This is a genomic window from Hydrogenophaga sp. (assembly GCF_036675665.1).
Classification (GTDB): domain Bacteria; phylum Pseudomonadota; class Gammaproteobacteria; order Burkholderiales; family Burkholderiaceae_C; genus Hydrogenophaga.
The window spans coordinates 143,031-157,974 of record NZ_JAKFEO010000007.1 but is presented as its reverse complement, the minus strand read 5'-3'; the positions used below and the strand labels follow the sequence as shown (position 1 = coordinate 157,974).

Annotated in this window: 14 protein-coding genes; 7 read left to right on the top strand and 7 right to left on the bottom strand. The window is 66.6% G+C overall.

Annotated elements, in window-relative coordinates; all coding sequences use genetic code 11:
• Positions 1-7: 7 nt before the first annotated feature.
• Together V6M63_RS03545 and V6M63_RS03540 are read left to right on the top strand one after the other, a co-directional pair.
• The gene (locus V6M63_RS03545; RefSeq protein WP_332739527.1) at positions 8-472 is read left to right on the top strand and encodes a MarR family winged helix-turn-helix transcriptional regulator; all 465 of its coding nucleotides are present in this window, start codon (positions 8-10) and stop codon (positions 470-472) included.
• The gene (locus V6M63_RS03540; protein WP_332739525.1) at positions 462-1,703 is read left to right on the top strand and encodes an MFS transporter; all 1,242 of its coding nucleotides are present in this window, start codon (positions 462-464) and stop codon (positions 1,701-1,703) included. Before V6M63_RS03545 ends, V6M63_RS03540 begins: the two co-directional genes overlap by 11 nt.
• 7 nt (positions 1,704-1,710) lie before the next feature.
• Here V6M63_RS03540 and V6M63_RS03535 read toward each other — a convergent pair whose 3' ends face one another.
• The 3 genes from V6M63_RS03535 to V6M63_RS03525 form a co-directional block, all read right to left on the bottom strand.
• A complete protein-coding gene (locus V6M63_RS03535; RefSeq protein ID WP_332739523.1) occupies positions 1,711-2,502 on the bottom strand; it encodes an SDR family NAD(P)-dependent oxidoreductase in 792 nt (263 codons plus the stop codon).
• The gene (locus V6M63_RS03530; RefSeq protein ID WP_332739521.1) at positions 2,499-2,753 is read right to left on the bottom strand and encodes a hypothetical protein; all 255 of its coding nucleotides are present in this window, start codon (positions 2,751-2,753) and stop codon (positions 2,499-2,501) included. The genes V6M63_RS03535 and V6M63_RS03530 overlap by 4 nt, the downstream gene beginning before the upstream one ends.
• 87 nt (positions 2,754-2,840) lie before the next feature.
• A complete protein-coding gene (locus V6M63_RS03525) occupies positions 2,841-3,773 on the bottom strand; it encodes a LysR family transcriptional regulator (protein WP_332739519.1) in 933 nt (310 codons plus the stop codon).
• 214 nt (positions 3,774-3,987) lie between these two features.
• On the opposite strand from V6M63_RS03525, the gene V6M63_RS03520 reads away from it, so the two are divergent.
• Positions 3,988-4,557 carry a DUF4148 domain-containing protein gene (locus V6M63_RS03520; protein ID WP_332739517.1) on the top strand — a complete coding sequence of 190 codons (570 nt, stop codon included), beginning with the start codon at positions 3,988-3,990 and terminating at the stop codon, positions 4,555-4,557.
• Positions 4,558-4,678: 121 nt separating this feature from the next.
• Positions 4,679-5,062 (top strand): hypothetical protein, encoded by a 384-nt coding sequence (locus tag V6M63_RS03515; RefSeq protein ID WP_332739515.1) that lies wholly within the window; start codon positions 4,679-4,681, stop codon positions 5,060-5,062.
• 3 nt (positions 5,063-5,065) lie between these two features.
• Here the strand turns inward: V6M63_RS03515 and V6M63_RS03510 are convergent, their stop codons facing one another.
• Together V6M63_RS03510 and V6M63_RS03505 are read right to left on the bottom strand one after the other, a co-directional pair.
• On the bottom strand, positions 5,066-6,055 hold the full coding sequence (locus V6M63_RS03510) for an endonuclease/exonuclease/phosphatase family protein (protein ID WP_332740123.1): 990 nt from the start codon (positions 6,053-6,055) through the stop codon (positions 5,066-5,068).
• Positions 6,056-6,166: 111 nt separating this feature from the next.
• Positions 6,167-8,002, bottom strand: a complete 1,836-nt coding sequence (locus V6M63_RS03505; protein ID WP_332740121.1) for a DEAD/DEAH box helicase — start codon at positions 8,000-8,002, stop codon at positions 6,167-6,169.
• 251 nt (positions 8,003-8,253) lie between these two features.
• Here V6M63_RS03505 and ettA point away from each other — a divergent pair, with 251 nt between their 5' ends.
• From ettA to V6M63_RS03490, 3 genes are all read left to right on the top strand, one after another.
• The gene (ettA, locus tag V6M63_RS03500; protein ID WP_069047034.1) at positions 8,254-9,915 is read left to right on the top strand and encodes an energy-dependent translational throttle protein EttA; all 1,662 of its coding nucleotides are present in this window, start codon (positions 8,254-8,256) and stop codon (positions 9,913-9,915) included.
• On the top strand, positions 9,915-10,454 hold the full coding sequence (locus V6M63_RS03495) for a DUF1415 domain-containing protein (RefSeq protein ID WP_332739510.1): 540 nt from the start codon (positions 9,915-9,917) through the stop codon (positions 10,452-10,454). The genes ettA and V6M63_RS03495 overlap by 1 nt, the downstream gene beginning before the upstream one ends.
• A 106-nt stretch (positions 10,455-10,560) precedes the next feature.
• The gene (locus V6M63_RS03490) at positions 10,561-12,660 is read left to right on the top strand and encodes a DUF1631 family protein (protein WP_332739508.1); all 2,100 of its coding nucleotides are present in this window, start codon (positions 10,561-10,563) and stop codon (positions 12,658-12,660) included.
• Between the two features lie 157 nt (positions 12,661-12,817).
• Here the strand turns inward: V6M63_RS03490 and V6M63_RS03485 are convergent, their stop codons facing one another.
• Positions 12,818-14,143 (bottom strand): TAXI family TRAP transporter solute-binding subunit, encoded by a 1,326-nt coding sequence (locus tag V6M63_RS03485; RefSeq protein WP_332739506.1) that lies wholly within the window; start codon positions 14,141-14,143, stop codon positions 12,818-12,820.
• A gap of 59 nt (positions 14,144-14,202) precedes the next feature.
• Entirely contained in the window at positions 14,203-14,934 is a 732-nt protein-coding gene (locus tag V6M63_RS03480) for a copper-binding protein (RefSeq protein ID WP_332739505.1), read from the bottom strand.
• Positions 14,935-14,944 lie beyond the last annotated feature (10 nt).

Here is a 14,944-nt window from a genome sequence, read left to right as displayed (position 1 = left end):
TCATTTCATGAATGCCGACGCCCATGCGACTTTGCCTGCTCCGGTGGGTTGCACCAACTTCAAGCTGCGACAACTCACACGCCTGGTCACCCAGCATTACGACCAGCACCTGGCCGGCGCCGGACTGAAGATCACCCAGTATTCGCTGCTCACGCACGTGGACCGGCTGGGGCCGCTCGCGCCCGGTGAACTGGCGCGGCGCATGGACATGGGCGCGTCCACGCTCACGCGCAATCTGCAACCGATGATCGCGGCCGGCTGGCTGGCCATGGGCGAGGGCGTGGACGCGCGCAGCCGCACCGTGCACATCACCGACGCGGGTCGCGAGATGCGGCGCCAGGCGCAGCGGCGCTGGAAAACCGCCCAGGTGGCGCTCAACGAGAAACTTGGCGCCGCCACGGTGGTGGCTCTGCACGACCTGCTGGACCAGGGTCTGGCCGCATTTCACGAGGAAGATGCCCATGCCAGCTGAGACCTCAACCGCCGCGCCCGCGCGCGCACCCCATGTGTGGTGGCTGGTGCTGCTGGCCGCGGCCGGCGCCTTCGCGCTCACCATGGGGACGCGCCAGACCATGGGCTTCTTTCTTTCGCCGCTGAACACCGCCACCGGCCTGGGCGTGGGCAGCATCAGCCTGGCCTTTGCCTTTGGCCAGCTCTGGTGGGGGCTCACGCAGCCCTTCGCGGGCGCCGTGGCCGACCGCATCGGTGCCGGGCGCGTGCTGCTCGCGGGCGTGCTGCTGGTGGCACTGGGCACCTACATCACGCCGCTCATGACGAGCACCTGGGGCCTCATCGTGGCCATCGGTGTGCTGGCGGCCGGTGGTGCCGGCATGGCCGGGCCGTCGGTGCTGATGGCGGCCACCGCGCGCCTGATCCCGCCCGAACGGCGCGGCATGGCCACCGGCATCGTGAACGCGGGCGGCTCGTTCGGCCAGTTCGTCATGGCGCCGCTGGCCGCCGCGTTCACGCTCGGTCTGGGTTGGGCCGGCGCGATGCAGGCGCTGGCCTTGATCGTGCTGCTGGCGCTCCCGGCGGCCTGGGTGCTGCGCGGTCCCGGTCCGGCACCCGTGGCGGGGGCCGCGCCAGCGCCGGTGTCGCTGCCGGCGGGCGAGGCGATCCGCAAGGCCCTCGCCAACCCGAGTTATCTGCTGCTGTCGGTGGGCTTCTTCGTCTGCGGTTTCCACGTGGCTTTTCTCGCCACCCACCTGCCCGGTGTGGTGGCCGCCTGCGGCCTGCCCGCGCCGGTGGGCGCCTGGGCGCTGGGGGTCATCGGTCTGTTCAACATCGTCGGCAGCCTGGCCATGGGCTGGGCCGTGGGCCGCTGGCGCATGAAGTCGCTGCTCTCGCTGGTGTACGCCACGCGCGCGGCGGCGGTGCTGATCTTCCTGCTCGCACCCAAGACCGAGGCCGTGATGCTCATATTTGCGGCCGTGATGGGCCTGACCTTCCTCTCCACCGTGCCGCCCACGGTGGGGCTGGTCGCCAAGTTCTTCGGCACCGGCAACATGGCCATGCTGTTCGGCCTCGTGATGCTGTCGCACCAGGTGGGTGGTTTCCTCGGCGCCTGGCTCGGTGGCCAGGTGTTCGAGGCCACCGGCAGCTACGACTGGGTCTGGTACATCGACATCGTGCTGGCCGTGGGTGCAGCGCTGATCCACCTGCCGATCCGCGAGGCGGTGGTGGTGCGGCCCAGGCCCGCTTGAGCCCTGCTCACTCCACCGGCACGGTGTAGTTCAGCGCCATGCGCCCGCCGTCGACCGTGACGATCTCGCCGGTGACGTAGCTGGCCGCGTCGCTGGCCAGCCAGGCCACCACGTCGGCGATCTCGTCGGGCTCGCCCAGGCGCCTCAGGGGCGTGCGGCTGAGGATCTTCTGTCGCGCGGCCTCGCTGGTCAGCACCGCCTTGGCGGCGAGTTCGGTGGCGATGGTGCCGGGCGCCACCGCGTTGACGCGGATGCCGTGATCGGCCAGGGCCAGGGCCATCACGCGGGTGAGCTGGTTGATGCCGCCCTTGCTCACGTTGTAGCTCGCGATGTTGGGGATGGCGAGCACGCCGTTGACCGAGCTCATGTTGACGATGCTGCCGTTGCCGACCTGCACCATGGCGCGCGCCACCGCCTGACCCATGAGAAAGGCGCCTTTGAGGTTCACGCGCAGCACCTCGTCGAAATCATCCTCGGTCACGTCGAGGAACTCGGCCGCCTTGAAGATGCCGGCGTTGTTGACCAGCACGTCGATGCGGCCATGCGCATCCAGCGCCTGTGCCACGATGGCGTCCACATCGGCCTTGTCGCCCACGTCGCAGTGCATGTACATGCCACCGAGTTCGCGCGCGAGTGCTCGGCCGGCGGCGTCGGCCACGTCGGCGATCACCAGGTGGGCGTCCTCGCTCGCGAAGCGGCGCGCGCAGGCTTCGCCGATGCCCTGGGCACCACCGGTGACGAGGACGACGCGGCCCTGGTGGCCGAAGTGCACGGAGGAAGAAGGGGCTGAGATGTTCATGTCGCCATGGTAGCGACCGATCTCAGCGCGGGCCGCGTTCTTCCAGCAAAGGCAGCACCGCGCTGCGCCGCGAGCATGAGCGCGTTGCGGCCGCGCGCGTCGGTGCCGTTCACGTCCGCGCCGTCGACCGAGATCACGCCGAGCACGCGTCCGGGCGTGGCGTTGCGCACCGAGACCGCGTAGCGCGCGCCAGATCGTCCTGCCACCCAGTGGTCGCGAGGGTCGTGCGCAGGAAGGGCAGGGGGTTTCACGCGGGCTCCGAAAAAGTGGATGGAGCTTGCTGAAAACGAACCACCCGCCTCAACGGGGTTGAAGCGGCGGCGCGTTTTGTGCAACCGTCAGCAACTGCTGCAGGCGGCGAGAGCGCTGCCCACGCGCGCGCGGGTCTGCTCGATGAGGTAGTCCAGGAAAACCTCGGTGCGCCGCGGCATGAACTTGCGGCTGGGCAGCGCCGCGTAGAGCGTGAGGCGATCGGTGATCCAGGGGTTGAGCACGCGCACCAGGTCGCCGTTCTGGATCAGCGGGGCGGCCAGCTCGATCGTGGTGGCGGTGATGCCGGCGCCGTCGAGCGCGGCGTGCATCAGTGTGTCGGTGTGGTTGGCCCACAGCACCGGCTGCACCTCGATGTCGGCGAAGCGCGCTTCGTCCGTCTCGTGCAGCAGGCGCCAGGCCCGGCTGCGGCCGGCGGCGGGCTTGAGGCGCAGACAGTCGTGCTGCGCCAGGTCTTCGGGCCGCGCGGGCGTGCCCTTGCGCCGCAGGTACTCGGGCGAGGCCAGCAGCACGGTGACGCTGGACATCACCTTGCGCGCGATCACGTTGGCGTCGAACGAGGCCCTGGCGCCCATGAGTGTGATGTCGTAGTCCTCGATCGGTGGCTCGCGGTGCGATTCCACGTCGATGTCGAGCAGGATCTTGGGGTAGGCCGCCCGGAAACCGCTGACCAGCGGCGCGAGCACATGGGTGGCCAGCACCGGCGGCGCGAGCAGGCGCAGCACGCCCGCCAGCTCGCTGGTCTGCGAGCTCACGAGTGCATGGGCTTCGTCGAGGTCCTGCAGGATCACGCGTACCCGGTCGAGGTAGCTCTCGCCCGCGTCGGTGAGGGAGACGCGCCGGGTCGTTCGGTGCAGCAGACGGGTACCCAGGTGATCCTCCAGATCGGCGACGAGCCGCGTGACCACCGCGGGCGACATGTCCATGGCGCGTCCGGCGGCTGAAAAACCGCCCTCGTCGATCACTTTTTGGAAAACGCGCATCGAGGCCAGACGGTCCATGAAGAGGCTCCTTTAAAGGGTTTCCCCGGGTACGAAAGCCTTGATTATTGCTGAATACGAAACACAGCAGTCGTTCCAAAGCTATTTTTCTTCAGGATCAGAAACTTTACAGTTCAACCCATCGATGCACGCAAACCCTCCGCAGAGGCATCGAAGCCGGCCAGACCGCACAACGGACCGACCGGCATGTTCAACCCTCTTAAAGGAAACTGTCATGAAAACCCGTTTGTCTGTTGTTGCCATCGCCCTCTCCACCCTCGTTGCTGGCCACGCCCTGGCTGCCGACCCTGCTGGCGCCAAGACCCGCGAACAAGTTCGCGCCGAACTGAACGAAGCCATCCGCAGCGGCGACCTGATTGCTGACGGCGCCACCGGCCAGCGCTTCAACGAAATCGCCCCCCACCTCTACGCCAAGCCCGTTGCCGTGGCCAAGAGCCGCGCCGAAGTGAAGGCCGAACTGGCCGAAGCCATCCGCAACGGTGACCTGATCGCCGACGGCGCCACCGGTCAGCGCTTCAACGAAGTGGCACCTGCCCAGTACGCTGCCGTCCGTGCAGACGCTCCGGTGGTCGCCGCCGCTGTGGTCGGCAAGACCCGCGAACAGGTGAAGGCCGAACTGGCCGAAGCCATCCGCACGGGCGACATGGTCGCCGACGGCGAATCCGGTGCCAAGTACAACCAGCTGTACCCCAACCGCTACCCGCAGCCGGTGCTGGCCCAAGGCAAGACGCGTGAAGACGTGCGCGCCGAACTGGCGAACTCGCGCAACGTGAAGACCAACTGATCGTCTTCGCAAAGCCCATCGCCGGCTCATGAGGCTGGCGACGCCAACGCCCGGTGTCCTTCACAGGATGCCGGGCGTTGTGCCGTCTGGTACAACCGGGCACCTTTTTCAGGAGCCTCTCATGATCCCGTTCAACAAGGTCGTGCTGTTCACCGACACCGATGGCCGCGCGCGATTCCGCGAGGAACCGGTCGGCCTCACCGAAGGCACGCCCGCGGCCCGCCTGTCGCCGGTGTTGCCCGCGAGTGGATTGCAGTTGCGCCAGAGTCCGGTGGGGTTTCGAAGCCAGTTCCATTGCACCGATGCGCCGCAGTGGCTGTTCGTGCTTCAGGGGCAGATGGAAATCGGTTTGCAGGACGGCAGTTCGCGCATTTTCGGCGCGGGCGACCACTTTTATTCGGCCGACACGCTGCCCGCGGGCGCCCGGTTCGATGCGGCGGTGCACGGACACTGGAGCCGGCAGGTGGGTGACGAGCCGCTGGTGACCGCGTTCGTCAAGGTGTGACGCTCACACCGGATCGGGCAGGCGCAGTCTGAGCAGCGCGCGCACGAAGCCGTGGTCGCTGCGGCTGCGGTCGCGGCCCTCGAACAGGTGGTCGTTGAACACCTCCACCCGCCGCACATCGCCGATCGCACTGCGGCTGGTGGCCACGAATTCCTCGCTCACCAGCACCTGGTCGAGCACCTCGGGGTAGCCTTGGTGGATGTGTGAATACGCCACGTCGCGGCGCAGCGCGGCTTCGCCCTGCACATCCCAGGCACTGAACAATGCGTTGTCGCGCGCACCCCTGTCGTAGGCCACTTGCGAGGTGGCGGCAATGAGTTGGGTGGTCACGCTGTGCGGGCCGTCGTTGAGATCGCCCATGAGCACCAATGGCAGGTGCGTGCGGTGCAGCAGCTCCACCACCTTCAGGCGCAGTGCCAGCGCTTCAGCGGCACGCATGATGAGAGAACGCAGGGAGCCCAGCGCCTGCACGGCAGGGTCGGTGGTGTCTTCGATGGTCTTGCCGCTGGCGTCTTCCAGGTACTTCGGCCGCTTGCTCTTGAGGTGCGCGGTGATCACGCACACCGGTTGGCCATGCTTCAAGCGCAGCGTGGCCACCAGCGGTGGGCGCTCGAAGCGGCTGTGGGTGCCGATGCCGGGCACCTGAACCACGGCGGCAGCGGGGAAGTTGATGATGGATTCGACCGACTCCAGCTTCAACCGGGTGACGATGCCCACGCGCGGCGTGCCTTGTGCACCCGGCTGGCCCGGTCCGTTCTCGGCGCCGGGCACCACCACCGAGCTGTACTGCAATCCGCTGCGCGCCACGGCCGCGCGCAGGGCCAGTTCGTCCCACACCTCCTGCACTGCGATCACATCGGCGTTGAGCGCCCTGAAGCGGTTGCCCAGCCAGTCCACCTTGCGCTCGAACTCGGTCTGGCTGTAGGGGTCCTGCCCGTCGTAGAAATGGCGCCCGGCCTGCGCGAGATTGAGCACGTTGCAGGTGGCCACCATGAGCGTGGCCCAACGTGGCGACGCCCCGTTGCCGATGAGGGCAGACGGGGCGTCGGGAGCGGGAAGCGTGCGGTCGTTTTGCATGACCGCACTGTAGTTCAGTGAATTCGCTCAGCGAATCCGTCCAAAGTTCGTGCGCAGCGGATCGGCGTTGCCGCCACCGCCACCGCCACCCGCATTGCGCGGGCCGCCTCGGCCGCCACCACCACCGCCACCGCCCTTGCCACCGCGGTTGCCGGTGCGCATGGCGTCGATGCTGGTGCGCAGCGGATCGGGCTGGCCGCCCGGGTTGGCCGCGCGTGGGCGCGGCTCCTTGATGCGCAGGCTGCCCAGGTGGGCGTTGGGTCCGGGCTGGCGCTCGGCGCCGGGTTCGCGGTCTTCGCGCGGGCCACGGTCCTCGCGCGGTGCGCGGTCCATGCGGTCACCCCGGTCGGCCTGCTGGCGCGGTGGGCGCTGGCCCTGGCCACCGCCGTTGCGCGGGCCGTTGTTGCCGCGTGGCTGGCTGTTGCCACCACCATTGCCCCCGTTGCCATTCGCGCGTTGACCACCGCCGTTGCCGCCGCCACCACGGCGGCCTTCGCCGCGCGGGCCGTCGATGCCGTCACCGGCAGGGCGCTGGCGCTGGCCACCGCCGTTGCCGCGAGCCTGCTGGGGCTCACCGGCTTTTTTCTCTCGCACGCGCTGCATCATTTCCGTGCGCGCGGCCTTGGCGGCCGCGGCCATCACGTCGCGGCTGGGCGGCTTGCCGGCACCGCCCCAGATGGTCTGGCGACCCATGGCGATGGGTTCGGCCTTCTCACCCGGCTCGGGCATGAAGTCGGGGAACATCTGCACGGGGATGCGCTGCTTGGTGAAGCGCTCGATCTCCATCATGAAGCCTTCTTCGTCCAGGCTCACCAGGTTGACCGCGGCGCCGTCGTTGCCCGCGCGTCCGGTGCGGCCGATGCGGTGCACGTAGTCTTCGCTGACGTTCGGAATTTCGTAGTTCACCACGTGCGGCAGTTCATCGATGTCGATGCCGCGCGCCGCGATGTCGGTGGCCACCAGGGCGCGGATGTCGCCGCTCTTGAAGCCGGCCAGCGCCTGGGTACGGGCGCCCTGGCTCTTGTTGCCGTGCAACGCCATGGCCTGGATGCCGTTTTTCGTGAGGAATTCGGCCACGTTGTTGGCGCCGAACTTGGTGCGGGTGAACACCAGCACCTGGCTCCAGTTGTGCTGGTTGATGATGTGCACCAGCAGAGCCTTCTTCTTGCCGCGGCCCACCGGGTGGATCACCTGGGTGATGCGTTGCACCGTGGTGTTGCGCGGGGTCACCTGGATGTGCAGCGGGTCTTTGAGCAGGGCGCTGGCCAGATCGCGGATCTCGTCGCTGAAGGTGGCGGAGAACAGCAGGCTCTGCTTGTCTTTCGGCACCAGCGCCAGGATCTTCTTCACGTCGTGGATGAAGCCCATGTCGAGCATGCGGTCGGCTTCGTCGAGCACGAGCATCTGCACGCCGGAGAGGTCCAGGAAACCTTGTTGTTGCAGATCGAGCAGACGGCCCGGGGTGGCCACCAGAATGTCGACGCCGCGTTTCATGGCGTTGATTTGCGGGTTCATGCCCACGCCGCCGAAGACGACGGTGGACGTGAGCGTGAGGTGTTTGCCGTAGGTGCGCACCGATTCCTCGACCTGCGCGGCGAGTTCGCGGGTGGGGGTGAGCACCAGCGCCCGGATGGCCACGCCACCGAAGCGGTTCTTGGCGCGCTCGCCCTCGGACAGGCGTTGCAGCAGGGGCAGGGTGAAGGCAGCGGTCTTGCCGGTGCCCGTCTGGGCGCCACCGAGCAGGTCGCGACCGGCCAGCACGGCAGGGATCGCTTCCACTTGAATGGGGGTGGGGGTTTCGTAACCATGCTCACGCACGGCTTGCACGATGGCCGGGGCCAGATTCAGATCGTCAAAGGTCATTTTTTTGGAGGCGCCCGTCCAGGGCGCTGGGGGCATCGGCCACTCCGTGAACCGCTTCGGTGTTGGAAGCGGGACCCGGCCAGTCTTGGGCAGATGGATTCAGGGGTTTGGTGCCGCCAGTGGTTGGCGAGCACCCCAGCGAAAGGCTGGTGTCGAGCCAACTGAAGTGCCCGACGAGCCGTATTGTCGCATGCTGGGATAATTGGCGGTTTCGCGCCGACCCTCGGCGCAGATTTCCCAGGCACACAGCAATGGCTCAATACGTCTTTTCCATGAACAAGGTCGGCAAAATCGTGCCGCCCAAGCGTCAGATCCTCAAGGACATTTCGCTCTCCTTCTTCCCCGGCGCCAAGATCGGCGTGCTCGGCACCAACGGTTCGGGCAAGTCCACGCTGCTCAAGATCATGGCCGGCATCGACAAGGAAATCGAAGGCGAAGCCATCCCGATGCCGGGCATCCGCATCGGATATTTGCCGCAAGAGCCACAGCTCGACCCCGAGCAAAGCGTGCGCGAGGCGGTTGAAAACAGCATGAGTGGCGTGCGTGCCGCGCAGAAGCGGCTGGAAGAGGTGTACGCCGCGTACGCCGAAGAAGACGCCGACTTCGACGCGCTGGCCGCCGAGCAGGCCCAGCTCGAAGCCGTCATCTCCACCTCGGGCACCGACGGTGAACACCAACTGGAAATCGCGGCCGACGCGCTGCGCCTGCCCCCATGGGACGCCAAGGTGGGCGTGCTCTCCGGTGGTGAAAAACGCCGCGTGGCGCTGTGCTGCATGCTGCTGTCCAAGCCCGACATGCTGTTGCTCGACGAGCCCACCAACCACCTGGACGCCGAGTCGGTGGACTGGCTGGAGCAGTTCCTCAAGCGTTTTCCCGGCACCGTGGTGGCCATCACCCACGATCGTTATTTCCTGGACAACGCGGCCGAGTGGATTCTGGAACTCGATCGCGGCCACGGCATTCCGTACAAGGGCAACTACTCGACCTGGCTGGAGCAGAAGGAAGCCCGCCTGGAGCAGGAGCAGCGCACCGAAGACGCGCGCACCAAGGCCATGAAGAAGGAACTGGAGTGGGTGCGCCAGAACCCCAAGGGCCGCCAGGCCAAGAGCAAGGCGCGCCTGGCGCGCTTTGAAGAACTGAGCGACGTCGACTACCAGAAGCGCAACGAGACCAACGAGATCTTCATCCCCGTGGCCGAGCGCCTGGGCAACGAGGTGTTCGAGTTCAAGAACGTGAGCAAGTCCTTCGGCGACCGCCTGCTGATCGACAACCTGAGCTTCCAGATTCCGGCCGGTGCCATCGTCGGCATCATCGGCCCCAACGGCGCGGGCAAGTCCACGCTGTTCAAGCTGATCTCCGGCAAGGAGCAGCCCGACAGTGGCGAAGTGAAGATCGGCCAGACGGTGCGGATGGCCGTGGTGGACCAGAGCCGCGACGATCTGCAGAACGAGAAGACGGTGTGGGAAGACGTCTCGGGCGGTCTGGACATGATCACCGTGGGCAAGTTCCAGATGCCCAGCCGCGCCTATTGCGGCCGCTTCAATTTCTCCGGCGGCGACCAGCAGAAGCGCGTGGGCAGTCTCTCGGGTGGTGAGCGCGGGCGCCTGCACCTGGCCAAGACGCTGGCCGAGGGTGGCAACGTGCTGCTGCTCGATGAACCCTCGAACGACCTGGACGTGGAAACCCTGCGCGCGCTCGAAGATGCGTTGCTCGAGTTCGCCGGTTGTGCGCTGGTCATCAGCCACGATCGCTGGTTTCTCGACCGCATCGCCACCCACATCCTGGCCGCTGAAGGCGACAGCCAGTGGGTGTTCTTCAACGGCAACTACCAGGAATACGAAGCCGACAAGAAGAAGCGTCTGGGTGAAGAAGGCGCGAAACCAAAACGGATGAGATTCAAGGCATTGAAGTGATGCAGGATGTCGAAGCCGCCACGCGCCACTGGCTGGAGAAGGCCGTCATCGGCCTGAACCTGTGCCCGTTCGCGCGGGCGGTGTACGTGAAGAACCAGGTGCGCATCGTGGTCAGCCAGGCGCGCCACCTCGATGCGTTTCTGGACGACCTCGACCGCGAACTCGCCCTGCTGGTGAACACGCCGGCCGAGGAGATCGACACCACGCTGCTGGTGCATGCCACGCTGTTCCCCGATTTCGAGGTGTTCAACGACTTCCTCAATGTGGTGGATGACGTGATGGCCGAACACGAGCTTGAGGGTGTGATCCAGGTGGCGCCTTTTCACCCCCTGTTCCAGTTCGAGGGCACCGAGCCCGACGACGTGACCAACTGCACCAACCGGGCACCGTATCCCACGCTGCACCTGCTGCGCGAGGAGAGCGTGGAACGTGCCGTGGCCAGCGAAGGTGGTGACGCCGACGCCATCGTCGAGCGCAACCTGCAGACCCTGCGCGAGCTGGGTGTCGACGGCTGGCGAGCCCTCATGGCTAAAGAGTGAACAGCCGGGACATTCGGTTTCTTTTCCCGGTTGTGCCTGGGGTGGCTGCTGGTCACAATGGTTCCACCACTTCATCTTGACCCTTTGACTGAAGGAACCCGCCCGCATGGCTGCCCATCTCCAGGCCTTTGACGCCTGCCTCAAGGAGGCGCTCGCCCAGACGCGCGAGTGGGTGCCGCGCTGGCTGGACAAGCTGCAAGTCGCCCTCAAGGAAAAGGAATTGTCGGCCCGCCAGTTGGGCGACAAGCAGGTCTTTGTCGATGCGCGCACCGCGCTGGAGTCGCATCGCGATCTGATCGCAACCCGGTTCCTGGCAGCGCTCGGTGATTCGGTGGGCAATGCCTTGCCGGGCACCGACGCGCAGCCGCGCCGCGCCAAGTCGGTGAGCTTTGACGAACTCGAACTCATGGGTGACGACCAGGTGCAGGAGACGGTCGAGCTCGCTCGCGTGCAGCAGATCGTCAACATGACGGTCGATCATGAAATCGTCGAGCTCACCGCCCGCCTGTGCACCGCACAGGGCATGCACAGCGTCAATGCGGAAGCCAACCCCTTGCGTGCCGATGTGGTGGTCAGCGCCTTGATGAAGGCCCTCAAAGGATTGAACGTCGCGCCGGTCGTGCGTTCGCGCTGGCTGCAAACCGGCGCCATTTCCCTGGGGCAGGAATTGCAGGGTCTGTACACGCGGTTGAGCGCCTTGCTCGACCGCATGGGCGTGCAGTCGGCCGGCTTTGCCGTGATCCAGTTGCCCGATGCCCGCACCGCCACGGCCGACGCCCCCATGGGCCGACGGGCCGCTGGCGTGAAGGAAGAGGCAGGTCTGGCGACTGATGCCCTGCTCACGCTCGATCATCTGCACCAGCTTCTGGTGGGCAATCTGGAGCAGCCCGATGAAGAGCCCCTGCGTGTGCCCGGCACCGTCGGTGCTGGCAACGCCATGGTGCGCACGCTCGCCAGCGAGGTGGTCTCGCTCATGCTCAAGCAGATATCGGCCGACGAGCGCTTGTTGCGGCCGGTGCGCGAGATGCTGCAGGGCATGAAGCCCGCCTTGCTGCAAGTGGCCCGCACCGACCCGCGCTTCTTCGCCGATCGACAGAACCCCGCGCGCCGCCTGCTCGACGCCATCACCGAACACAGCCTGGCCTACACGAACGAGCAGGACCGTGGCTACGCCGCTTTCTCGCGCCAGGTGCGCGGCATCATCGACACGCTGCAGAAGCCGGGCCCGGATCTCGCCGATCGGTTTCCGGGCTTGCTTCAGCACTTCAACCGCTCGCAGACCGAGGCCATGGCCCCTGAGCAGGTGAAGGCGCGCGGCCTGGCCGTGAAGACCCTGGTGCGGGTGGAGCAGCGCAACCTGCTGGCCGAACGCGTGGCTGCCGAATTCCGATCGCGCAACGACTTTGACCGCTCCCCGGGGGTGGTCAGGCGCTTCCTCACCGGCCCCTGGGCACAGGTGGTGGCCCAGGCCCGCCTTGAGGTGTCCAATGCCACCGGCCTGAGCACCTCGGAGGTGCCCGCGATGCGCTACACCGACATCCTGCCGGACCTGCTGTGGTCGAGTCAGCTCGCGGTGGCGAGTCTGAATCGCCCGCGTCTGGTCAAGGTGATCCCGACCGTGCTGCGCACCTTGCGCGAAGGCCTGGACTCGATCGACTACCCACGCGAACAGGCCGAAGCATTCTTTCAGGCCCTGATGGGTTTGCACGAAGCGGCCTACAAGACCCAGCGTACCGAGTCGCCGCAGGACGAGCAGCCCAGCCAGCAGTTCGAGGACGACCTGGAGCCGTGGATGCAGCCCGCCGAGGCGCGCGACACCTGCTTCATGGACGACTCCTTGCCGGACTCTCAGCCCGACACCCACCCCTCCTTTGTGGACACCCAACCCCTGCAGCGGGACTGGGTGGATCTCAAGGCGGAGATGGCGGCGCAACCACCGTCACAACTCAGCGTGGGCACCTGGGTGGACGTGTGGCAGGACGGCCAGGCCCTGCGTTGCCAGATCACCTGGGCCAGTCCGCACGGCACGCTGTTCCTGTTCTCGGGCGCCAATGGCCGCTCGTTGTCCATGACCCGCCGCGGCCTGGACCGCTTGATCGAGCACGACAAACTGCGTGTGGTGGCGGACCACGGCGTGGTCGATGAAGCGCTGGACGAGGTCACTCGCCAGGCCTGGTTGAACAGCATCAAGGCTGAAGGGCTGTAGAGAGCCCCCACGCTACGCGGGTCGCTGCCCCCCAAGGGGGCTGTTTTGCCTTGGGGCGGCCCGGCGGCAAAACGTTGCCCCCCACGCTTCCCCGCTGCGCGAGGTCCGCTGCCCCCAAGGGGGCTGTTTTGCCTTGGGGCGGCCCGGCGGCAAAACTTCAGACTTTCCGCAGCAGCTTCTTGCGCACCAGGTGGATGTTGTTGCGCAGCGCGTAGAGCTCGTCGGTGTACGACAGCGGCACCACCACCTTTTCCACTTTTGATTCCATGGTGTCGAGCTGTTCGACCAGATCGGCGGCTTGGTCGGCGTCGGCTTCAAACCGCTGTTCCACGTCGCGCAGTTCGGCGTACCAGCGGAACACCCGCTTGCGGATGCGGAAGGTGTAGAGCGGGGGCACGATGCGCGAGAGCGGCAGCGCCAGCGCGAGGATCAGGCCCATGGCCAGCCACATGCGTTCGATCAGGTTGGCCAGCCAGAAGGGGAGGTAGCGTTGCAGGAACGGGGCACCGTTCCTGATGGCGCGTGAGGCCTCGGGTGAGATCGGCACCTCGCTGTGCTCCAGGCTGGGGTATTCGCCCGCCTGGCTGAACCAGCCCGAACCCCCGTGCAGCCCGGTGGCCGTTTGTGCGAACAGCTGCAGGATGGCGGGATGGGTGTCGCTGTGCGCCAGCAGGCTGGTGGTGGAGGCGACCAGTCGAACGTCCCGGGTCGGTATGTTGCGCGCCAGGTCCACCACGCCCTGCGGCATCACGACCGGCGTGAGGTAGCCAAAGCGCCGTGAATAGGCCTCGCTTTGCGCGAAGTCCAGCAGCTTCACGCCCGGGGTCTGCAGCAGCATCTGCACCATCAGCGACTCGGGTGCCGAAGCGAACACCACGGCGTCGATCTCACCGCCCAGAAAGGCCACCGTGGCCGGGGTTTGCTCCAGTTCGCTCAGGCGCAGCTGCTTCGGGTCCACGCGGTTCACGTCGAGCAGCGTGGAGAACAGGCGGGGCACGCCACTGCCGGCGGTGCCCACGTTCACCCGCCAGCCGCTGAGCTCGGCGAGTTGGTTCACGGTGGGGGATTTGCGAAGACGCCTGGCCGAATCTTCGCGGTAGAAGAGCCACAGCGGTTCCACGAACAGGCTGCCCAGCGAAGTGATGCTGTCTTCCTCGTCGTAGCCGATGTCGGCCGTGCCACCCTGCACGAAGCCGAGATCGGCCTTGCCGGTGCGCAGCAGTTCGAGGTTGGCGGACGAGCCTTCGGACGACAGCAATTCGACCGTGATGCCGTAGCGCGCCAACGCTTCAGCGTAGCGCTTGCCGAACTCAGCGTACGCGCTTTGATCCGGGCCGGTGGCCAGCACCACGCGCTTGGGCGGCGTGGGGTTCAGCCACCAATAGGCCACGCCCAGCAGCGCGATGGTGAGCAGGGCAAAAGGACCGAATGACACGATCATCTCGCGCAGTGAGATGAGCGTGTAGCGAAGGGTTTTGGGCATGCCGCGACATTAGCACGGCACCCTGCAACAACCTGTTGCCGGGGACCTTCGAGGCGGGTTCAGGGCATCGGTTCGATGCTCATCACGGTGTAGGCACCATTGACCTGCATGGCGGTGAAACGCACCTTGTCGCCGGCCTTGACCTTGCCCAGCAGCGCGGGGTCGTTCACCTGGAACACCATGGTCATGGGTGGCATGTCCAGGTTCTTGATCTCACCGTGCTTGAGCGAGATCTTGCCGGCGGCGGTGTCCACCTTGCGCACCTCACCTTCGGCCATGGGCAAGGCCTCGCCCGTGGTGGCCGTGCGCTTGAAGCCCACCGTGTTGCCGGCGTAGTGCTGGTACACGCGGCCCGTGCCGTCGGGCAGCACCAGCACCACGTCGTAGGCGTCGCGGCGATCGCCGTACACGGCACCGTCCATGCCCGGGCTGCCCACCGGCATGCCCGGCACGGCCAGGCCGATCGCCTTGGGTTTCTCGGCCAGCAGGCGGCGGATCTCGCGCGCGTTCACATGGCCCTCGATCACGTAGCCACCGATCAGTCCTGTGTGGCACGAGCCGAACTTGTCGGGCAAGCCGAGGCGCTTGCGCACGGCGGCGTTGCCGGTGTCGAACAGCTGCACCTGGAAGCCGTCGGCCTGCAGATAGTTCACCCAGTCCTTGCAACAGCCGCAGTTGGGGTCTTTCCAGACCTGCAGCACGGGCAGGGCGGTGGGTGTTTGAGCCCAGGCGGGCAGGGCTGCGCCAGCGATCAGTGCCGCTGCCGTGTTGATAAGGGAACGTCGTTGCATGGTGGTCTCC